Here is a 21,817-nt window from a genome sequence, read left to right on the forward strand (position 1 = left end):
GTAAATCTGGTGTCATTACAAGCAAACATCATTCCTCCCGCAAACGGTCAAGACCCCCAAGGCGCAATCGTCTTATTGCACGGTTGGGGTGCGAATTTACACGATTTAGCCCCCCTCGGACTGGCATTAAACTTACCGGAGTACCAATTTATTTTTCCTGATGCCCCATTCCCCCATCACACGGTCCCCGGTGGTCAAATGTGGTACGACTTAGAAAGTGAGAATTATTTTGGGTTAGCGGAAAGTCGGCAAATGCTCATAGACTGGCTGAAATCCCTAGAAAGTCAAACGGGTGTGCCACTTTCTCGGACGATTTTAAGCGGATTTTCCCAAGGGGGGGCGATGATCCTGGATGTGGGAGTGAGAATTCCTGTCGCGGGTTTAGTCTCCATGAGTGGTTATTTGCACGCCGCCCCGGAACCTGTGGGCGATCGCCTGCCACCGATGTTAATCATGCACGGCAGCAACGATCCGGTTGTGCCATTGCAGGCAGCCCGTCAAGCCCGAGAAATGTACCTGATGTTAGGGGCATCGGTAAAATACCATGAATTTGAGATGAGCCATGAAATTTGCCCACAAGAGATTACCCTGATGCGTAATTTTATTCACCAAGTAATCTCCCCCAAACCCACCGTTGAACAAAGCGTAGATAAATCTTGACTTTTAAACCTTGACTCTTAAATCTTGACTCTTTGGTTTGTTACTTAGCAGGTTGCGATACAATTAAAGATGCATCCGTAGGCAGGTGCTATTCACGAGAGGGGCGAACTATGGTAAATTCGACAATTTCCACAGACGATCTTGCAGCAGTGACAGAAGATCAGGTAAAAAGTCTCGCTGCACGTCTCGATCTAGATGAGTATGACAATGCTTTTGATGGCTTAAATGACTGGCATCTACTCAGGGCGATCGCATTCCATCGACCTGAACTCGTAGAACCTTACATTTACCTTCTGGATCTAGAAGCCTACGACGAAGCATAATCTCAGCCAAACCCAAAGGTGAAGAAGTATTAATTGGCTTGTTATTTGAATTTCGGATCGCGAAGCGTGCCGGAGGCATTTGTTTGATCTTTCCAGCCAATCAACCCTAGGAAAAGGGATCCTGTTTTCTAATTTTTTTATCAAAAAATTACTAAATCGTCATTCAATTTCCGACTTATTGATCCTGATTGGTGAAAAGTTATGCCAGAAATTTCGCGGTATCGGGTCAGAAAATACTTCTTCATCTTTGATTTTTTTAGCCCACGATTTTAGCCCACGGGTTAAACCCGATCGCCACTCAGCGATATGCCTAGGTTTTGCCGGAAGCCACATCGATTGCCTGGCGAAAATGTTGGGAAAAATTATGGGGAGGAATGCCCACCATTAAGGCAGCATCATGGCGCAGATGAATTTCCACATTTCGGGGGCGATCGCGAAATAAATCCACTTCGGGTAAATGTCGGTCTGTGAGAAAATGTACCACTTGATTCGCCGAACCGCGCCACCCTTGATTATCATTCAATTCTGCCATATATTGCCCATCAATCAAGACATCCAACTGGAGCAAAAACCGCTGAATATTTCGGTCAGATTTCGCCAATAGCTGCTCTAAAGTAAAGCCAGTAAAACAAATAATTGATAAATCTTTCTGTTGGCGCAATTCGGTTAATAATTCGCTTAAACCCGCAGCCTGTAACATCGGTTCTCCCCCAGAAATCGTCACCCCTTCAGTGCCAGGAACCGATAAAATAGTCTGGGCTAAAATCGTGGGTTCTACCAAGTGCGCCTGTATCTGGGGAATCCATTCTGGAGAAATACAATCGCCACAGTTAAAACAACAACCTTGAACCCAAAGAGCAAACCGTTGTCCGGGTCCCAAGGTGCGGGTGACTGGACAAATTTCTGCGAGATTTAATAAAGTCATTGTCAAGTTATTGTAAACTCATTATAAAGTTATTACCCCATAATTGATATTCTATTTTAGAATTAATACAGGAGAAAAAATAATGGCCATTTATCTGGATTCGGCGATCGCCTCTGAAGCGGAAATCGCCCGCAGGATGGGTTGGGTCAAGGGCATCACCACCAATCCTACCTTATTAGCAAAAAGCCAACAACCCCCAGAAACAACCCTAATTCAATTAGCCAGCTTAACCCCTGGGCCAGTATTTTATCAGGTGACGGCGATGGATTATGAGGGGATGATCGCCGAAGGACAAGCAGCTTATGAAATCATTGGCAACCAAACAATTTTGAAAATTCCGGCGACTCCCGTAGGCTTTGAAGTGGTGGCATCTTTATCTTGGGAAATTACCTGTTCGGTCACGGCAATTTATCATCCCATTCAAGCGGCGATCGCCTCAGAAGCGGGGGCAAAAATCGCGATCGCTTATGTTAACCGGGCAACTCGGTTATTAGGAGATGGCATTGCCCTAGTCCGAGATATGGCTGCAATTCTCAAAGGTACAGATACAGAAATTTTAGCCGCCAGTATTAAATCCCCAGAAGAAGCTGCCTTAGCCTTGCAAGCGGGGGCGGATCATTTAACCCTACCCTTGGCCATGTTACAGGCGATCGCCACCCACGATCTCTCAGAAAAAACCGTCGCCGAATTTAATCAAAATGGCATTGGCTTAAAAACATTAGAACTTGCCCCAGATATCAATACGGATATGGATCTGGATATGGATATGGATATGGATATTTAGTTTTATGACGGGGCAACTTCTTCGGGAAATGCCCCGTCAGTGATTAAAGCCTAAATCGTCAGCCCTGAAAGCAGACCAATTAATTGCCAGTTAATTTCCTGAACCAATTAAATAAATTAAAATATGCTGAATCACTAAATAAATCGCCAAAACATTAAAACCTAGGGCTAGAAAAAAGGCAAAAAACCCAAATAAATTTAAAGTCACTTCATAATTGCCTGGATTAATCCGGCGGCGTCTTTCAATAGCCACTGCCTGAAAGAGTTGACTATTGCTTAAGTGTTGACCGTAATTTTTATCTTGAAAAAATAGCTTAATCAATGGATACTTTTTCGGATGGACAATCAGGCCATTAGGAGCGATCGACACTTGATCCACTTGTTCTAACATAAACACAAAAGACTTCTTAGCTTCTCGGAAAAAATCAGGAAACAAAAAACAGGCTAAATATTTATCTGTCAGCAATAAGGCGGCTAATTCTCCCCGATATCGCACCGCGATCGCCTCTAGAATTTCTGACGGAGACTGGACTAAAGTTAAAGTTGATTTAGCCAGTTTAGGAATCGCATAATAATATGAAAGACTCAAATAACCTTCACGGGGAAATCGGCCAATTTCCCGCAGTCGTTGCTCGCATTCTTCTTCCAGAGATAAAGGTTCTTGATTCACCGATTCAACGATTTTTTCCAGACGAGGTTTTCGCGAATCTGAGCGGGAAGGTTGGCGAGCGACGGGTTTTGACTTGTAAGAATTATTTGAAGTTTTCTGAGAAACACCGCTAAATAGACGCGGTTTTTTTGGGGCAATAGTTTCTGAAGTTGAGGCGATCGCCCCTGGATTGCTTAAATCAAAAGTTTGACGCCAACTGGGACTGGCATTGCTAAACTTTTTGCCAGAAACAACTAAAGACGTAATCGAATCAGCCTTTAAACTCAGGGCTCCTTGATAAATAAAGTTAGCCATAATTTGTTGTTTAGGCAGTAACTCCGCTTCTAGAATCACCTCTAAACAGCCATTTTTTACCGTAGCCGTAGCCGTAATTCCATTGGGTTGCAAAGATTGGTTAATCAGTTGCGCGATCGCCCTGGCATTTCCTTTTTTAGCCAGTTCTAGCAAATTAGATGGTGTCATTGAATCCTAATTTCATCGAAGCCTATATATCACTACATATTAACCTTCTCCAACAGAAAATGCCGATTTTTTTGTGAATTTTTCTCTCACTAAATACAGCCTAAATTTAATTCAATAAACTTGGGTCAGGACTTACGCAGTTCAAAACTAATCTCAGAGGCTTTGCTCCGAAAAAATCAAGAATAACATCTAGATCGTAAGTCCTGACTAACCATAAACTAAGCCCCGGAAAACCTCATAATTTTACTGGCGAGTAATTTCTGCCATATGTTTGGCAAAATCTCGATATTTTGTATATTTAGGGATTCTGTCTTGAGCGATACTATAGTTGGAATGATCTGCTGGCACTTCTTTCATTAACACCAAAGCCTCATTCCAGAGGGTAGCAATTTTTTCCCACTCTTCGCTACCGCTGGCCACTTGAGTCATTTCCCAAGCTTGATTCGCCTTATTGACCGCTTGATAAAATTGCACAGAAATTGTTGCCGAACCACTGGCAGAATTCGCTCCATTTGTTACCGTTGACTGTGGGGATTGCCCCTGAGTAGAGGTGTTCTGTGGGGCTGTAGCACTGGCAACTGGAGTCGGGCTGCCGCCTGGAGTCGGTTTAGGAGCGTTGGTGGCCTCCGGTGGTTGTGTAGTCTTCGTTTCGCTGGCCTTGGATGCGTCCGCTGGCTTTTCCGGAGATGCCGGAGTAGAAGGCACGCTCGTCGGTTGAGAATCGGTGGTTTCTTTTTCCGCCTGAAAACCAGGCCACAAAAAGTAAGCAGCGGCTCCTCCACCTAGGAATAACAACAATACCACCGCCAAAATCAACAGGTTCTTTTTAGAGAATTTCTTCGAGGATTTCTGGTTTTGTTTACTGCTATCCCCTTCTAGGGCATAGTCATCATCATCATCATCTGCCATTGAACGCTGATCGAGGAAATCATTGTCTTCAATGGGCATATCATCGTCATCCACCAAGGGCAAATCATTGTCACCATCATGGTCATCATTCTCACCATCAGCAACAATGGGTCCGGGTGGATGCTCTAGATCGATCTGCTGTTGCCAAGCAGTGCGACCGCCGATTTGGCGTCCGCCTATTTTAACCTTCGGATTAATATTCGCAATACCTAAATTGGCAAGTCCTTGATGAATGAAGGGAACGAGGGTATCCTGATCTGGAACCATTTCTGATTCAATCAAGAGAAGTAGATTTCCCTGCTTCAAAGTGGCTTTAGCGGTAATCCCTTGGGGTTGGAAAAAGTGATTGAGTACGGCGGCGATCGCCTTCTCGTCACCTTGTTTGGCGCGTTCTTTGAGATCAGTTGGTGCTTTAGATAAAGGCATAGGGCAGTACGGATTATTGGATTAATTCTACTGTTAAGACTACCCATATTAAACGGTTTTATGGTAAGGAGTTCTTAACCAAAGTTTTAATTCTCGTCTGGGAAAAAACCAGTCTTACTTAACAACAGCGAAAAAGATAATTTTGACTCAGATGACTGATACCCGGTCTAAAACCACCGGATTGGGCTTAACGATCCATCCGAAAAATCTTACGAGATTTGTCAGACGTTCTCTGGCATTTATCCCTTGGCTAAATGGCAAAGCTTAAATTTTTCCGTTTACCGTCAACCGGCAAAAACCAAAACAATCTCATGTCACCTGCCACCCCCTGATTAAAAAAGACCTAGAGCTAGTCTACGACCCTCAATAATCCTTGGCGAAGCCCATCAAATACTCGATCGATTTGACTTTGCTCTTCAGGGGATAAAGAATCCTTAGATAACAGAGTCGCCATAAAAATTTGTTGATCCGCACGAGTAATTCTATGGGTGGTAAAAATGCGAGTAACGATTTGATTGATACTAGAATCTGACGGGTTTGGGATTTGACTTGGCATAGAACTGAATCAGCCTAATGACTAGAGTTTACTGTTTATGTTCAGTAAAGGGATCGGGCTTGCTTGTTTAAAACGGGGGAATGATCGGGCAACGGGGATGAATGTATCAGCCATTGACTCTGACAAATCATATTTTCTGATAATCACTTATACATTTTAGCCCAGGATTGAAGCTGAGTTAAAGATGAATCAGAAATTTTCCCAACAAAGCCCTGATACCTCAGCTTTGGCAGTGGTTGAATCCGCTTGATTTTTGATGTTTTGGCCAGATTCGACTCCAGAGATCGCATCGGCTACCGAGAGATTTCTCTAAGGCACTGAAATCACCACCAGATGCTTATAGGAACGAAGGGGAAAGAATCCTCCCTAGACAATTGAGTTAATTGAATAACAGAAATCAGGTTGTTTCCCATTGTTTTCCAAAAGCGATTCTCGCAAGGGATCCGCTGCGCGGCATCGCTCACACCACTGAGAAAATCCGTGGACAATGAATCTGAGCATCTGATGGATTCGCGAATCACTGAGCAAGACAACATCAAAAATCGCTTCACCTTTCAACATCAACCAAATCAACGGATGTTGATTTCACTCATAAATATGCCAAATATGCTTTAATTCGGTGCGGCTAAAATGCCCTTAGCCCGATTATCCAGGGTACGAGCTAAATTGGCAATTGGTCTTTGAGGGGTTTGTCCCTCAAGATACAGCAAAAACACAAAAGCACCAATGGCATCGCGACGAAAAGCCACGATATCCAAATTGGCCGGAACTCCTTCCATATTTAATTTCAGATTAACCCCGGCCACCGCTTCCCCAATATTCTCCAGTCTTAACGGAGTTTGTTGGAGAATTTGTGTAGCCCCCATCCCTTCTGTGATCATCCGTTGCAGAGATCCGGGTGAGGCCAAAATTGCCTCAAAGTCATTCTGTTCCTGGGGACTTTGTAGGGGGGTGGTCATTCCCAGCAGCATCTCAAAATTATTCGGTTCTATAAAAGCAAAGACACTGGCTATGGACAAGCCTTCTTGAGTTAGTTCCCGTCTAAGCTGGTTCAATTCATCCGCGGGCATTCCTTGAAATCCTGAAGGCAGGTCTTGGGCGCGGATCACCAATTGAGACCAGTCTCGGCCTTGATTCCGTGGTTGCGTCCTTTGAGACGGCACATTTTGAGCCAGTATTTGAGCCTCAATCGGGCGATCGGTTTCCGCTTGACTGGGAGTCCCCCCGATCCATATCCCAGTAAACAGACAAATAACAACAAACAAGTTTTTTGGATGCATATTTGGATGCATATATTTTTGCTCCTTTGATTTCGTGGGTGTTATGTAGGCGTTATTTTGTAAGCGTTTCTGAATTCATTATGAGACGATTTGGGGATCAACAGGTGCCATTGCCCTGGACAAATACCTAACTATTCATCGGCAAAGATGAGGTTAGGGTGCCAACCCGGATTGACTCAAGGGAAAAACGCCGATATCTCCAGGCCAGGAATTGTCTCGACCAGATATTAAGACTCTCGCCTAAGTCCTGACGATGAATGCAGCATTATTTTTAAGTTTAGAATCTTAAAATACTGTAAAATTTTCACAAACCGATAAGATTGGTTTTATCTTCTACGGAAAAATCACTATGGCTATTGGCTACGTTGCCTTGGTTCTCCATGCCCATTTACCTTTTGTCCGACACCCAGAAAGTGACTATGTTCTAGAAGAAGAATGGCTCTATGAAGCCATTACCGAGACATATATCCCTTTACTGCGAGTATTTGAAGGACTCAGGAACGATGGGATTGATTTTAAAATCACGATGAGCATGACTCCGCCGTTAGTCTCCATGCTCCGGGATCCCTTACTACAAGAACGCTATGACGAACATTTATCTAAGCTCGAAGAACTGATCGAGCTAGAAATTGAACACAATCAACATAATGGCCACATCCGTTACCTCGCCGAACATTATGCCAGCGAGTTTAACGCAACTCGCGAGATATGGGAGCGTTATAGCGGAGATTTAGTAACGGCATTTAAACAATTCCAAGACAGCAATAACTTAGAAATTATCACCTGCGGGGCGACTCATGGCTATTTGCCATTGATGAAAATGTATCCCCAAGCTGTCTGGGCTCAATTACAAGTAGCGTGCCAGCATTATGAGGAAAACTTTGGTCGTCCCCCCAAAGGCATATGGCTACCAGAATGTGCTTATTATGAAGGCTTGGAGCGGATGCTGGCAGATGTGGGTTTACGCTATTTCCTGACTGATGGCCACGGGATTTTGTACGGTCGGCCTCGGCCTCGGTTTGGCACTTATTCGCCAATTTTCACGGAAACAGGGGTGGCGGCTTTCGGTCGAGACCATGAGTCTTCACAACAGGTTTGGTCTTCTGAGGTGGGCTATCCTGGTGCGGCGGAATATCGAGAGTTTTACAAAGACTTGGGCTGGGAAGCGGAATATGAGTATATTAAGCCCTACATTATGCCCAATGGACAGCGCAAGAATATTGGGATTAAATATCACAAGATTACCGGGCGCGGTTTGGGTTTAGGGGATAAACAACTCTACGATCCCTACTGGGCTAGAGAAAAAGCTGCCGAACACGCCGGGAACTTTATGTTCAACCGGGAAAGACAGGTGGATCATCTTTATAATCTGATGCAGCGTCCGCCAATTGTGGTGTCTCCTTACGATGCTGAGTTATTTGGCCACTGGTGGTATGAAGGCCCCTGGTTTATTGATTATTTATTCCGCAAGTCTTGGTATGACCAAGGGACTTATGAGATGACTCATTTGGCGGATTATCTGCGGACTCACAAAACTCACCAGGTTTGCCGTCCGTCCCAGTCCAGTTGGGGTTACAAGGGATATCACGAGTATTGGCTTAATGATACGAATGCTTGGATTTATTCCCATTTGCACAAGGGTGCGGAACGGATGATTTCGTTGAGCCTTCGCGAGGCGGCTGACGAGTTGGAAGAAAAAGCTCTGAACCAAGCGGCACGGGAGTTGTTGCTGGCGCAGTCTTCGGACTGGGCATTTATTATGCGGACTGGGACGATGGTTCCCTATGCGGTGCGGCGCACCCGATCGCATTTGATGCGGTTAAATAAAATCTATGATGATGTAAATAGCGGAAAAATAGATTCCGGTTGGCTGGAAAAAGTCGAGGCGATCGACAATATTTTCCCCAGTATTAACTATCGAGTGTATCGACCTCTATAATTGATATTTTGCAGGGATTGATTTTAGATTTTAGAGGGTTAATTTCATCTAAAATCTAAAATCTTTTCCAGCCAATCAAGAGTGAAAGAAAATTCATGTCCTCAAAATGGGTCTGCCCGCTTTCGGTGGAACCCGTTTTTTTATCAAAGCTATTCATTTGGTGCTGGCTATTCGGGGCGATACCGCGCAGCGGATCCCGAAGCTTGCCCCCGCGAATGCGGGGGGTTCGCCCAACAAAGCCAAGAAACATTCTTCAGGACTGCTCCTACTTTATTGAAAACCGAAAATTTCACCCAGAGCCCGCAAAATATCTAGATAAAAATTGCCCCCCATTTCTCTAAATAACTCAAAAGGCATTCCTGGATTGCCAAAAAAAGGTCGGAGTGTCCAACCGAGTTGACAGCCCACTAATCCATACAGAATCAACCACAATTGCAAAATTTTCTCGCGGGTTTCTTGCCCTACCAATTCGTTTTCTGAGAAGGCTTGCATTGCTTCATAGAAAAATTTAATCCCCAAAAATCCGGTTAGACTAAATATGATTACATTCAACAATTTAAAAAATTGATAGTTATTGGTAGTCGTCGTCATAAATAACAAGGTGATGGGCGCAAAGCTAAATAATAAGACGCTAATCACCGCCATTGCTGATAATAACAGAGCGACATATTGCCCAAACGGTTTTCTGGAGCCAAAAAAGACATTAAAAAAGTATAATGTGGGTAAACAAATCATTAATGTCATTAAGTACAAAGCTGGCAGTTTCACCATTGAGGCTAAAGCTTGTTGCCAACTGCTAGAAGCGCCAATAATTCCGCCATAAATGGCAAAAAATATGGAGCTACAAATGAGCAAGGCGTTAATTTTTTGGTAAAGTTGTACGTTTTGGGAAATTTCTTGGAGAAAGTTTTGCCGGTCTTGCAATAGCCAAATTAAAACAGAAAAGTATTTTCCGGCTGCAAATTGCTGTTTTGGCATCATAGGGCTCCTGGTGGGTAAAAAAAACGAATGGTTGATGTGGCGCGATCGCTGATTAACCCGCCACATCAACCATTATAGTGAATGCATATACTGAATATTGAAAGAATTAGCCAGATTTTGTTAAATTTTCCTAAAATTATGGTGATTTGTTAATTGATATTTGCAGAAGTGTTGAATTGGTACTGATGAATTACCTAAAAGTGGTTATGGCCTTGATTGACCAAAATTAACGAACAGTCCTCCAGGATATCCGGTTAATAGATTAATCCCAGTAATTTGACGGTGACTTGGTGAAATCCTTGATTCCCTAGTAATTTACTGGTTAAAGCAACAATCTTTCAATCTAAATAGAATCTAAATAAAATAGTTGTAACTCATTGGCATGAGATTTATTTACATTGATGAAACCCAATTTAAAATCCTGCTTTTTGCCCAAATATGCCAAACTAAATTTCTGCCTAACGGGATATTAATTTTGAGAGTAATCACCGAGATGTATTTTGAATATTTTTATTATAGAATCACCATTTTTGGCGTTTTATGCGATAAATAAAGGTTGAACGCACGATAAATTCACTTTTATAGCAATCCTAAATCAATTGGGAAATAAGCCCTCACCCCTCTCCCCTCTCCCAAAAGGGGAGAGGGGAGCAGCTTCATAAATCATTTAAGATTGCTATATTTTCCATATTTGTGCGATTCGGAAGAGCGCAAAAGCGGAGGCCAACAGGCTGAAGTGTGGCGGGGGTGAGGGTTACAGGGGTTCCATTAACGCCAAAGAGCCCGATCAACTGTGGTTCTTGTTGTCCATCAAGGAGGACAATTACCCGGATTTCCTGGGAACAACCCCAGGGGTAGTTAGGCAACAGCCCCATCGGGAGACTCACTATCAATCTTGTGAAGCGGGCTTATTGGTGGTAACTCTTAACCAGATAGGGAACTCCCGAAGAGCCAATTAGGGTTAGGCGTGGGTCAGCGAGAGCGCGAAAGCTCCGCTTGAACCCTCTCTAAGAGTAAGTAGCGAAACTGGTTGATACCCTGCGTCCAAAAGGACAAGGGGAAAGCGGGGTGAGCTTAATTTCTCACCCCGGAAAGTCAAAGGATTTTACATTCCTTTGATGTCGAAATCCCGAAGTACCCAGGGGGATAGGGCGGCACAAGAAAGCCAATACACCCGAAACCACGGAACGAAGTGTGCGACCTGAACTGGTCAGATGAAACGGGACTCCCAGTCCCCTAGGGATTTTCACCCCTAGCCCTCGTGGAAAGGACTCAGTGAGTCCGGTCACGGCCTAGTAGGTAACGAAACAGCCGGAATGCAGACCCCAAAAGTAGCCAAAACTGCTAGGGATTAAGCGGTGAGGAGCAAGAGGGAAGAGGTGGAAGGTTGAACATAGTCCATAGCTACTGATTAAACTACGTGATACGTGAAACAGCCAAATTATCCCTGACAGGCTGTAGCCAAAAACGGCAAAGAAGGTAGTTCTGAATGGTACTTCGTTATTCAGAAGTGAAAACAAAACCCTTCCGTAGAATAGGTAGTCAACCTAACCACATCAATAACTTCAAATGACGCAACAGGGTAAGCCCTACAGAGTCTTAAGGGAGGTCGAAACCTTAAGTAGGTCTGAGGCAACAAAGACGGAAATCTCTGGAGGGTAGAAGATGAGGGAAAAAGCGAACGCTGCCCTGTAATGGGGTAGATAGGGGTTCAAAATTTGCCCCCGAACGAAAGTAATAGCAGACTTCCCTTGGGTCTTACACGAAAGAAACAATGACACAAGAAACCTCAAACGGAGTCATAAGTTAGATGTCAAGAACAATCTTGATAAATGGAGATAACGGACAACTTAAGGACTGGTCACAGGTCAACTGGAAGAAAATCCGAAAGAATGTCAGGAATCTAAGACAAAGAATCTTTCGTGCCAGAAAACTTGGTCAGTGGAAGCAATTGAGAAGATTGCAGAAATTGATGATAAAAAGCCGTTCAAACCTACTGCTTAGTGTCAGACAAATTACTCAGGTTAACACCGGAAAGCAAACGGCAGGGATAGACAAGGAGGTAATAAACACCCCTGCACAGCGAGTAAAACTTGTCAATGAGTGGAAAATGCCAAAAGCATCACCCACAAAACGGGTGTACATACCCAAATCAAATGCTAAGAAACGTCCTTTAGGCATCCCAACCATAAAGGATAGAGTCGCACAAGCAATAGTCAAAAATTCATTAGAACCAGAATGGGAAGCAGTGTTTGAAGCCAACTCTTATGGCTTCAGACCCGGTAGAAACTGCCAAGACGCCATAGGACAATGTTGGATTAGACTCAACACAAGTCCCACTTGCGGCGGACACAAATGGGTTCTAGACGCTGACATCAAAGGGTTCTTTGATAACATTGCCCATGAAACCATTATGGAAATGATAGGTTTTGTTCCACGTGGAAAACTTATCAAGGACTGGCTAGAAGCTGGGTTTATCGATGAAGGTAAATACAACCCCACAGAGACAGGTACACCTCAAGGTGGTGTCATAAGTCCACTATTAGCAAATATTGGATTGCATGGGTTAGAAACAGTCATTAAACAAGCTAACCCAAAGCTAGGCATCATTCGGTATGCAGACGACTTTGTTGTTACATCAAAGGACAAAGAATCGCTTGAAAATGCACTTACCCAGAGCGAGCAATGGTTATCAGAAAGAGGACTAAAAATCAGCGCTGAGAAAACAAAAATGGTTCACATTGATGATGGATTCAATTTCTTGGGGTTCAACATACGCCAATACAATGGCAAATGTTTAATTAAACCCCAGAAAGAAAAAGTATTGGCATTCTGTAAAAAGATAGGACAGACTCTATCCGAAATGAAAGCCAACACACAAGAACAAGTCATCAATAGAATAAACCCACTTCTCAGAGGTTTTGCGAACTACTACAGAGGTGTGGTTAGCAAAGAAACCTTTAGCTACATCAATTATCGAGTGTGGCAATACCTCTGGCGTTGGTCTCTAAGACGGCATCCCAACAAACCAAAAAAATGGGTGAAAAATCGCTACTTTAAGCGATATAGAGGAGTTGATTGGATGTTCATGTGTCAGGGAACTGGTAGAAAAGGCAAGGAAAAATCCGAAATCTTATACGACATCAGCAAAACCCCAATTGTCAGGCACATCAAAGTCAAAGGTCAGGCAAGTCCAGACGACCCTACCCTCCGGGAATACTGGCATAGTCGAAGCATCAAAAACGGGAAAAACCACTGGGCAAAAGGCTCAAAATACGAGCAAATAGCCAAATTCCAGGAATGGAAATGCCCGATATGTGGAGACAGCTTATTCAACGGAGAAGAAATAGAAACCCATCACATAGTACCCGTGAAAGATGGCGGCTCGGACGACACCGAGAATCTCATCCACTTGCACAAAGCGTGTCACAAACAGGTACACTCAAAACCCAAGTTAATGGCTGGAAGTAAGGCTTGAGCCGTGTGATTGGAAACAGTCACGCACGGTTCTTGGGGGAGGGGAGAGAGGCGACTCCCGAACCTTACCCGATAACTCGTCGTTGGTTCACAGGTAGGTCGATGACTAAAGCACTCCTAGCTGCTGCTTTAAGTCGCGAATTGCCGCGCTGGTATCAGGTTGATAGGCAATTGTCAAACATCGGGCGACGAGATCAGCTAGGTTCACCGCAGGGAAGTATTGGCTTTGGGAGTTTACCCGTTGCTATCCAGCAATGTCGTGATGATGGCAGCAATTAAATGTGCATCTCGTCGGTGTTTTGGCAAGGGAGATATGAGCAACACTTTTCCAGAACGATATTTAATTCGGGGAATGGAACCGTCGGCGATCGCACAATATCTGATACTCCTACAATATCTGATACTCCTGCCCGGTTGCCGGTAGCCTTACCACACTGCCCGCTGGCAATTTATTTCTGGTGGTTCAAAATCTTTCCGACGGTCAATTCGGGGACGAGAGGTCTATGATTAAACTACAGATCGGCGATATCCAGCTATGATCTAAGAAAAATATCGCTTTACCATCGGCTTCCATGAGTTACTGCATTAATCCCAATTGTCCCAAACCGAGCGATCCTTTAAATGCGAATAACCGAATTTGTCGTCAATGCGGTACGGAATTACTGATTGCCGGACGCTATCGGGTGACGAAGTTGCTGGGAGAGGGCGGTTTTGCCAAAACTTATGAAGTGGACGATCGCGGTTTTGCCAAAGTTTTAAAAGTGCTGCAACTAAAAGAACCCAAGGCGATCGCCCTGTTTAAACAAGAAGCCAATGTTTTACAAAAACTCAGACACCCAGGAATTCCCAGGGTTGAACCCCAAGGCTATTTTACCGTTAAGATGCGAGCCAGCAAAATGTCCATACATTGCTTGGTTATGCAAAAGATTTACGGTCAAAACTTAGAAGAATGGTTAGGCGATCGGGGCAACTACCCAATCACTCAAGAAGAAGCCATTGACTGGCTCAAACAAATGACCGATATTTTGCAAGAAGTTCACCGCTGGCAATTTTTCCATCGAGATATCAAACCCACCAATATCATGCTGCAACCCAATGGTCAATTAGCATTAATTGACTTTGGTTCAGTGCGCGAAGTCACCGGCACTTATTTAGCAAAAATGGGCGTGGGACATCGCGGAACGGTGATTGCTTCCAAAGGCTATGCGCCCCCAGAACAAGAAAATGGTCATCCCGTCCCCCAATCAGATTTTTTTGCTTTGGGACGGACTTTTGTGCATTTACTCACGGGTAAACATCCCCTGGAATTTTATGACCCCTGCACTGATACTTTGCAATGGCGAAATTCGGCTCCGAAAATTTCTCCATTCTTGGCAGATTTTATTGACTATCTGATTTCTCGCTTGCCCGGAAATCGGCCTCAAAACACCCATGTTATTCTCCAGCAATTAACAGAAATTGAAAAAAATATAACAGTCAAAAACAACTTTTTATTTTATTATCCTTTATTATATCAAGGTTTGCCAAAAGCAAAACCCTGGAAAAAACCGAACCTAAAATCTAAAAAATTGGCTGTTGCCACAGTTTTATTAATTGGTATAGTGGGCTACTTAGAAGTCAATATATATAAATATATCCGGGCTAATTTAACTGAAAATAATTCGACAGAATCGCCATTGTCAACATCACCGTTGCCGCATAAAAATGATAATAAATTTGAGACAATTCAACCTCCTCAGATGCCGGAAAAAAGTCTCACAGATAACCGGGAAGTTTCTCCGGTTAAAACTGCGCCTTTGGCTAGGGCAATGCTTAATGTCACGGCGGCAATATCGCCCCAAAAACCGGGTTCTGAATCTAATAAAAAACCAGCGATTGCCAAAAGTATTGCTTCAGCAATTACCCCCAATTTATCAGACAAAAATATTTCTTTATATAAAACCTTATCTGGACACGATCAAGATGTTCAATCGGTGGCAATTACCCCCGATGGCACAGAAATTGCCAGCGGCAGTTTTGACGGCACGATAAAAATTTGGAACCTGAAAACCGGCGAACTGATGCAAACGCTAACCGGACATTCTGATGCGGGGGAAATTGTTTCTTCCATTGCCATTAGTCCTGATGGTAAAATATTAGTCAGTAGCACTAATAGTTACGGAGGCAATATTAAAATTTGGGATTTATCCAGTGGCTTGTTATTAGCGACTTTAAACGCCCAACAAGTTGGGGTTTCTGTGGTGGCGATTAGCCCGGATAGCCAATTCTTAGCTAGTGGGGGGTATGATGGCACAATTCAACTTTGGAACTTGGCATTAGGCGAAGAAATTGGCACATTTTCGGGGCATTTGGGCCGGGTATTTTCCGTGGCGTTTAGTCCCAATGGTCAAGTCCTCGCCAGTGGGGCAGAAGATGGTTCCGTTCATCTATGGAATTTAAACCAAATTCAAGGAAAAGTTGGCTTTAATCTTCAGCCCGATCGCCGCTTATTGGGACATATTGGTATCGTGCATTCGGTTGTATTTAGTCCCGATAGTCAGCGGTTAGCCAGTGGCAGTGCGGATAAAACTATTAAACTTTGGCAAGTAGAAACCGGAGAAGCGATCGCCACTTTAGCTAGTCATTCTGGCAGTATGCTATCCGTTGCCATTAGTCCCAATGGGCAAATTTTAGCCGGTGGCAGCTTACTCGGTCGCATTAAATTGTGGAATCTTGATACTGGAGAAGTGATTGATACTTTATCGGCGCATTCCCGATGGGTGGAATCGGTAGTTTTTAGCCCCGATGGTCATATCCTTGCCAGTGGCAGCAGCGATCGCACCGTAAAAATTTGGGACTTAGAAAAATCTCCTCGTTAATCATTCCCCAACCGCTGAAATATCCACTAATTTTTTCTGATTCATATCCACCACATAATGTAAACCATAATAACGATTTGACCAGCGATCGAATGCCAAATATTTCTCATCAGTCCAAGCTAGATTCGTAAAAGGACGCCAAGACAGAGGAATTCCTTGAATCTGATAAAATTTGCCCGTAGTCATATCTTCAATAAATATCTGTTCTTGGCAGCCCTTACCGTCAGACAAAGCTTGACAAATCGTAAACGCTTGATAAGTCTGTTCTGGATTCACCGTAATATTATCCCGTTCCTGGTTGGGTAATAAGGAAATTTCCACAATTTTTATCTCTTGTTGTATCTCTTGTTGTATCTCTTGTTGTATCTCTTGTTGTATCTCTTGTTGTATCTTTTGTTCTATCTTTTGTTCTATCTTTTGGGTCAGGGCTTCAAACCCTTGGCTACTCTGTACCGGAATCGCCGATAAGTCATTCGGGTTAATGCCCGGGGTCAACGTCGCCGAAGCCTCACTCCCATAGAGAACCAAGAGAAAACACCTGAACAACAACAACCCGCATAACCCCCAGGGGATAAATTCAATCCGGTGAAAAATTTGATCAAAGTCAACATGGTCTTGTCGGTGGAAAAATTTTAAATTCATCACAATTCACCAGCACATTCAGATCGATCGCATCCATTTTATCGATTCTGCCGCCGATCTTGATATTGAGCGATCGCTCTCGATCGGGTTCGCCTCTCAGCCACCCCGCTGACAGTGCTATCTTGACAGAACAACCGATCGCTCACCCTGAATTATCATCTGTATTATGAATGGACATATCCTGCTGGTAGAAAATGAAGTAAAGCTGGCTCAGTTCATTGAACTAGAACTAAAATATGAAAACTACCAAGTCACTGTAGCCCCAAATGGCATATCAGGACTGAAAGCCGCCCAAGAATTGAACCCGGATCTGGTGATTCTGGATTCCATGTTGTCGGGACTCTCAGGATTAGAACTGTGTCGCATTTTGCGAACCAACGGCAATATGGTGCCGGTAATTTTATTAACCCCTAAAGATGATGTACCCGCTCGCGTAGCGGGTTTAGATGCGGGGGCTGATGACTATATACTCAAACCCGTCAGCACAGAAGAACTCCTAGACCGAATTCGGACTTACCTCCGACGCACTCAAGAAGATGACCCAGACAGATTAACCTTTGCGGATCTGAATCTCAACCAACGAACTCGTGAAGTGTTTCGCGGCGGCAGATTAATCGAACTGACGGCCAAAGAGTTTGACCTGTTAGAATACCTCATTTCTCATCCCCGCGAAGTCCTCAGCCGGGAGCAAATTCTCGCAAATGTCTGGGGTTATGATTTTATGGGCGATTCTAATATTATTGAGGTCTATATTCGCTATTTGCGATTGAAACTAGAGGCCAAAAATGAAAAGCGTCTGATTCAAACCGTGCGGGGAATCGGCTATGTGTTGCGAGATTAGGTAAATCGGGATATTTTCGAGATATTTTCGGAATATTTTCGGCGTATTTTCGGGGTATTTTCGGCGGTTTATGACAGATCCGTGCTGATTTTTTTGCCCTAAAGTCTAGTTAAGCAAATAAATTTTACTCAGTTCTGGTTTTTTCCCAACCTTCAGGCTATCGATAGGAAAAATTATGGGAAAAAGCCGGTTTCTTTTTTTGGCTCTAATTTTTATAGCAGTTATTTAATATATGAGTTTTAAATCACTATCTATAAATATGCAAATATTTTCATATTCATAGTTTTTAAGAAATTTAAGCAGAAAAATAATCACCAAAATTTCTAAAAGTTAAATCTTTATAAAAATTCAGCAGTTCAGGTAATTTTTGCTGTTAGGCTACTAAATCAGGCAGAATCAAAAAATTGCTCCCCAAATCATTGCTCACCAAATCATTATCGGCCAAAGCAATCAGAGAAATTTTGGCTCGATCCTGTAGAAAGATGAAAGGGCGATTTCACCAAAATCTGTCAGATAGTTCCAGTAGTTTTTATTAATAGATTGTTCAGGAAGTTTATGGCACCAATAAATTCGCTTCCTAATTTTAAGTTACCTCCAGAACTGATCGATATTCTCCAATCCTGCCCCGGTTTTACCTTTGCCTCAAACGTCGAGGAACTGATCGACTTGGCGGTTCGGGATGCGGAGTTCAATATCTTAATGCCCGGTTATCACGAAGTAGCATACGAAGTTCCCAATCGGGGCAAAGTAGTTGAAGCGGTGGTATGCAAAGTTAAAAATGGTATCTGCGCTAACTATACCGAGCCCTATATGCGACGGCGCGATCCCGATTGTATGGTGATTGGTGACGACCAACCCACCAATAAAAAGACCTTTAATTCCCGGTATGGCTTTGATTTTGACACCCTGCGATCGCAGACTTTTGAATGGCTGAAAACCCAGGAACTGGCCTTATTTGTTTTCGTGGCTGGGGTTCAAGGCAAAGGACCGGAGATCGTAGTTGTGGCACCGGCCAATGCAGGCTTTTTTGCCTTTGGACTATCCTTGCTCCAAGGGATTCACGACCCAGCCAGCTTAGGCCCAGAATTTTCCCTGGGAGGGGTAATCTATGTGGCTCCGCCTTTCCGCCATACAGTCTTTGGCGGCAAACAAGTGGTGGTCCACAATCGTTGTCCTGGTTTACACGAAATATTTAGCTACAACCTCTATCCTGGGCCTAGTGCCAAAAAAGGGATTTACGGCATTCTGTTAACTTTGGGCGAACAAGAAAACTGGATTACCGCTCACGCTTCCACCGTCAGAGTCGTCACTCCCTACGATAATCACATCACCTTGATGCATGAAGGGGCAAGTGGCGGCGGTAAAAGCGAGATGCTGGAGCAAATTCACCGTCGGTTTGACGGTAGCCTGCTGCTGGGGAAAAATATCATCACTGGAGACGAGCGCACCTTAATCTTGCCCAGGGGCTGCGAACTGCATCCTGTCACCGATGACATGGCATTGTGCCATCCCAGTCTCCGTAGACCGGAAAATCAAGATAAACTGGCGGTGATGGATGCAGAAAATGCCTGGTTTGTTCGCCTGAACCATATCACTCGCTACGGCACAGACCCCGCCCTGGAAGAATTGACCATCCATCCCCCGCAACCCCTGCTATTCCTGAATATTGATGCGCCTCCCCATAGCACTGCCCTGATTTGGGATCATGTTGAGGACGCACCGGGTCAACCTTGCCCCAACCCCCGTGTGGTAATTCCACGAGCAATTATCCCGCAAGTGGTGAACCGCCCTGTAAGTGTGGATATTCGCAGCTTTGGGGTACGCACTCCTCCCTGTACTAAGGAATTGCCCACTTATGGAATTATCGGCCTACTGCATTTTCTGCCACCAGCCCTAGCTTGGCTGTGGCGACTGGTTGCTCCTCGCGGCTACGCCAACCCCAGTATTGTGCAAAAAGAGGGGATGACTTCTGAGGGGGTCGGTTCTTATTGGCCTTTTGCCACGGGTCGGCGAGTGATTCAAGCGAATTTAATTCTGCAACAAATTATTTCTACTCCTAAAGTGCGTTATGTTTTATGTCCCAATCAGCATATTGGGGCTTGGGAAGTGGGCTTTATGCCTCAGTGGATCGCACGGGAATATCTCGCTCGTCGTGGTGGCGCTCGAATTAGTCGAGAGCAAGCGGTGGCTTCTCGTTGTTCCCTGTTGGGCTATACTCTGCGATCGATGATTGTGGAAGGCCAAACTATTGGTAATTGGTTTTTTCGGGTCAATTTACAGCCGGAGGTCGGAGATGAAGCTTTCGATCGCGGTGCAGAAATTCTCAAGGAATTTTTTGACCAGCAAATTAAGCAGTTTCTCGAACCGGATCTTGACCCCGTAGGTCGAGAGATTATCGATTGCTGTTTATCGAATGGCACTCTGCAAGATTATGAACGCTTGATTCCTTATCCCGTGGTGGTGAACGAAAGTTAAAGATTCAGCGATCAGGAGCGGAGGAGCGGAGGAGCGGGGGAAAATAATTGATAATTGACAATTATCAATTGTCAATTATCAATTGTCAATTAGGGCGAAGCATTGGCCAATATAAATTTGGGCAGGGATGCAAATATTTTTGTGGCCAATGCTGTCGCCCCTACAAACCTCTGCCCGGAGAGCCCCTCATCCCCTCCTCCCCTCCTCATTCCCTCTGTGTTCTGCGATCGCAATTACTCTAGTTTTTCCAAAGTCTCCCGGACGTCAACTAGGTGGTTGTTAAACACTTCCAAAGCTGCATCGAGCACTTTAAAAATCGCCAAATCCCGGATTGAGTAAAACACCTGGTTGCCTTGCTTGCGAGCGATCACCAAGTTACTGCGACGCAACACCGTCAGTTGTTGAGAAACTGAAGATGCTTCTAACTCTAGATAGTGAGCAATATCATTGACGTTTTTTTCTCCTGTACGCAGGGTATCCAGAATTTGAATCCGGATCGGATTAGAAAGCACCTTGAAAAAATCTGCCTTAAAGTAACTTGCTGGAAAACGCATTTCAATATTTGAGGATGTTATTTTTTTATTTTTATCGGACTGCCGCACTCAGGTAATGCGGGGCTTTTTCTCGGAGAGAAGCCCCGACAAAATCCTAGATAGAGAGTAGCGACCTAAGTCCTACTGTATTTTCCAAGATTTGCCATCTACAGGAGAGGGCGGCGTTGCATTTCGGTATATATGTTATAGCTGTCAAGGCAGAAATTTCCTGCCGAAATGCGCGGGTCCCTACTCCCTGAACAAGATTAAACGAAAAAATCCCCCCGTGTGGTATTCAACTTTACTTCAAGGGCTGAATTGGCAAAAAGCTGAATTGGCAAAAGAAGATATTTTATAGGCGATCGCTTTTAGTCGCTTTTGATCGGAGATATTTCCCTCAGCCAAAGTCACGGATCTTGTTTTCTATTTTCTATTCCCTGTTTCCTTTTACATCTCTAATAAAAAATGCTATATTATAGTTAACCCAAATAAGGATATTGTGGCGGCTTCATTTTCAGCAAAATACTCCAGTAGTGACTGGCATACTCAGCGGTCATTTCCAAGTCTCGTAACTTATGGATTTTGCAGATTTTCACTAAATCATAACTCACTTGTATCGCTGGGATTAAATTAATCCATCCTAAAGATTTAAAATGTTGTAAAAATAAATGTATCGCCACTTTTAACTTTTGTTTATGGCGAAAATAAAGCCACCATTTCATTTGATGTTCGGCGATACTTTCTGGTAAACCTAAATGAGCTTCTGCTTCTAATAATTTATCCTTAACCTGATGATAAAACTGCATTTCTAAATCAAAATCACCGGCTTGATAAGCCAAATCAGCCGGATCCGCTAATTGATAAGCTTGACTAATTAAATTGCCAACAGTTTCGGCGGTTTTTGCGTCATAACCTAAACATTGATAAATTTCGGCGGCACTTTCTGCCAATTCAGTAAATTTTTCCGCATCATGTAGCCAATAAATTTGCGCTTGTAACTTTCCTAACTTCAAAGCCAGATAATCATTCATGCCTGTTTAAACCCTTTGGTTAGCATTGACTTAGATAGATTATATC

At 43.8% G+C, this 21,817-nt stretch carries 20 protein-coding genes; 10 read left to right on the top strand and 10 right to left on the bottom strand.

The features are described 5' to 3' along the window. Positions 1-9 precede the first annotated feature (9 nt). Entirely contained in the window at positions 10-660 is a 651-nt protein-coding gene (locus tag ABWT76_RS26635; protein WP_054470138.1) for an alpha/beta hydrolase, read from the top strand. A 110-nt stretch (positions 661-770) separates the two neighbouring features. Next, positions 771-983, top strand: coding sequence for a DUF2555 domain-containing protein (locus ABWT76_RS26640; protein WP_054470136.1), 213 nt, complete (start codon positions 771-773; stop codon positions 981-983). A 310-nt stretch (positions 984-1,293) separates the two neighbouring features. Here the strand turns inward: ABWT76_RS26640 and ABWT76_RS26645 are convergent, their stop codons facing one another. After that, positions 1,294-1,908 carry a 4Fe-4S single cluster domain-containing protein gene (locus tag ABWT76_RS26645; protein ID WP_190880826.1) on the bottom strand — a complete coding sequence of 205 codons (615 nt, stop codon included), beginning with the start codon at positions 1,906-1,908 and terminating at the stop codon, positions 1,294-1,296. Between the two features lie 82 nt (positions 1,909-1,990). Here ABWT76_RS26645 and ABWT76_RS26650 point away from each other — a divergent pair, with 82 nt between their 5' ends. Beyond that, positions 1,991-2,692: a transaldolase family protein gene (locus ABWT76_RS26650; protein ID WP_082349188.1), complete on the top strand. Its 702-nt coding sequence runs from the start codon at positions 1,991-1,993 to the stop codon at positions 2,690-2,692. A gap of 90 nt (positions 2,693-2,782) precedes the next feature. Here ABWT76_RS26650 and ABWT76_RS26655 read toward each other — a convergent pair whose 3' ends face one another. Beyond that, positions 2,783-3,823 (bottom strand): hypothetical protein, encoded by a 1,041-nt coding sequence (locus ABWT76_RS26655; protein WP_054470133.1) that lies wholly within the window; start codon positions 3,821-3,823, stop codon positions 2,783-2,785. A gap of 243 nt (positions 3,824-4,066) precedes the next feature. Then, the gene (locus ABWT76_RS26660; RefSeq protein WP_054470131.1) at positions 4,067-5,158 is read right to left on the bottom strand and encodes a hypothetical protein; all 1,092 of its coding nucleotides are present in this window, start codon (positions 5,156-5,158) and stop codon (positions 4,067-4,069) included. 142 nt (positions 5,159-5,300) lie between these two features. On the opposite strand from ABWT76_RS26660, the gene ABWT76_RS26665 reads away from it, so the two are divergent. After that, a complete protein-coding gene (locus tag ABWT76_RS26665; protein WP_354635222.1) occupies positions 5,301-5,426 on the top strand; it encodes a hypothetical protein in 126 nt (41 codons plus the stop codon). An 81-nt stretch (positions 5,427-5,507) separates the two neighbouring features. Here ABWT76_RS26665 and ABWT76_RS26670 read toward each other — a convergent pair whose 3' ends face one another. Next, on the bottom strand, positions 5,508-5,714 hold the full coding sequence (locus ABWT76_RS26670; RefSeq protein ID WP_054470129.1) for a hypothetical protein: 207 nt from the start codon (positions 5,712-5,714) through the stop codon (positions 5,508-5,510). A 611-nt stretch (positions 5,715-6,325) separates the two neighbouring features. Continuing rightward, a complete protein-coding gene (locus ABWT76_RS26675) occupies positions 6,326-7,006 on the bottom strand; it encodes a hypothetical protein (RefSeq protein WP_054470128.1) in 681 nt (226 codons plus the stop codon). A gap of 337 nt (positions 7,007-7,343) precedes the next feature. Here ABWT76_RS26675 and ABWT76_RS26680 point away from each other — a divergent pair, with 337 nt between their 5' ends. Beyond that, a complete protein-coding gene (locus ABWT76_RS26680) occupies positions 7,344-8,933 on the top strand; it encodes a glycoside hydrolase family 57 protein (RefSeq protein ID WP_054470126.1) in 1,590 nt (529 codons plus the stop codon). Between the two features lie 55 nt (positions 8,934-8,988). Here ABWT76_RS26680 and ABWT76_RS26685 read toward each other — a convergent pair whose 3' ends face one another. After that, a complete protein-coding gene (locus ABWT76_RS26685) occupies positions 8,989-9,183 on the bottom strand; it encodes a hypothetical protein (protein WP_354635223.1) in 195 nt (64 codons plus the stop codon). Between the two features lie 20 nt (positions 9,184-9,203). Next, positions 9,204-9,914: an actin-binding WH2 domain-containing protein gene (locus tag ABWT76_RS26690; protein WP_354635224.1), complete on the bottom strand. Its 711-nt coding sequence runs from the start codon at positions 9,912-9,914 to the stop codon at positions 9,204-9,206. 1,810 nt (positions 9,915-11,724) lie between these two features. Between ABWT76_RS26690 and ltrA the strand changes: the two genes are divergently transcribed. The 3 genes from ltrA (at position 11,725) to ABWT76_RS26705 (ending at position 16,249) form a co-directional block, all read left to right on the top strand. Beyond that, entirely contained in the window at positions 11,725-13,392 is a 1,668-nt protein-coding gene (gene ltrA, locus ABWT76_RS26695; RefSeq protein ID WP_354635225.1) for a group II intron reverse transcriptase/maturase, read from the top strand. A 101-nt stretch (positions 13,393-13,493) separates the two neighbouring features. Continuing rightward, the gene (locus ABWT76_RS26700) at positions 13,494-13,670 is read left to right on the top strand and encodes a hypothetical protein (protein ID WP_190878737.1); all 177 of its coding nucleotides are present in this window, start codon (positions 13,494-13,496) and stop codon (positions 13,668-13,670) included. Positions 13,671-13,963: 293 nt separating this feature from the next. After that, entirely contained in the window at positions 13,964-16,249 is a 2,286-nt protein-coding gene (locus tag ABWT76_RS26705) for a serine/threonine-protein kinase (RefSeq protein ID WP_190878733.1), read from the top strand. Here ABWT76_RS26705 and ABWT76_RS26710 read toward each other — a convergent pair whose 3' ends face one another. Beyond that, on the bottom strand, positions 16,250-16,891 hold the full coding sequence (locus ABWT76_RS26710; protein WP_190878731.1) for a hypothetical protein: 642 nt from the start codon (positions 16,889-16,891) through the stop codon (positions 16,250-16,252). A 166-nt stretch (positions 16,892-17,057) separates the two neighbouring features. Here ABWT76_RS26710 and ABWT76_RS26715 point away from each other — a divergent pair, with 166 nt between their 5' ends. Both ABWT76_RS26715 and ABWT76_RS26720 read left to right on the top strand, forming a co-directional pair. Further along, a complete protein-coding gene (locus ABWT76_RS26715; protein WP_054468981.1) occupies positions 17,058-17,732 on the top strand; it encodes a response regulator transcription factor in 675 nt (224 codons plus the stop codon). A gap of 555 nt (positions 17,733-18,287) precedes the next feature. Next, complete coding sequence (locus ABWT76_RS26720; protein WP_054468982.1) at positions 18,288-20,207, top strand: DUF4914 family protein; 1,920 nt, start codon at positions 18,288-18,290, stop codon at positions 20,205-20,207. A 233-nt stretch (positions 20,208-20,440) separates the two neighbouring features. Here the strand turns inward: ABWT76_RS26720 and ABWT76_RS26725 are convergent, their stop codons facing one another. Together ABWT76_RS26725 and ABWT76_RS26730 are read right to left on the bottom strand one after the other, a co-directional pair. After that, a complete protein-coding gene (locus ABWT76_RS26725; protein ID WP_054468983.1) occupies positions 20,441-20,761 on the bottom strand; it encodes a helix-turn-helix transcriptional regulator in 321 nt (106 codons plus the stop codon). Positions 20,762-21,219: 458 nt separating this feature from the next. Then, the gene (locus ABWT76_RS26730) at positions 21,220-21,771 is read right to left on the bottom strand and encodes a hypothetical protein (RefSeq protein WP_354635226.1); all 552 of its coding nucleotides are present in this window, start codon (positions 21,769-21,771) and stop codon (positions 21,220-21,222) included. Between the last annotated feature and the right edge of the window lie 46 nt (positions 21,772-21,817).

The organism is Planktothricoides raciborskii GIHE-MW2, from assembly GCF_040564635.1.
Taxonomy (GTDB): Bacteria; Cyanobacteriota; Cyanobacteriia; order Cyanobacteriales; family Laspinemataceae; genus Planktothricoides; species Planktothricoides raciborskii.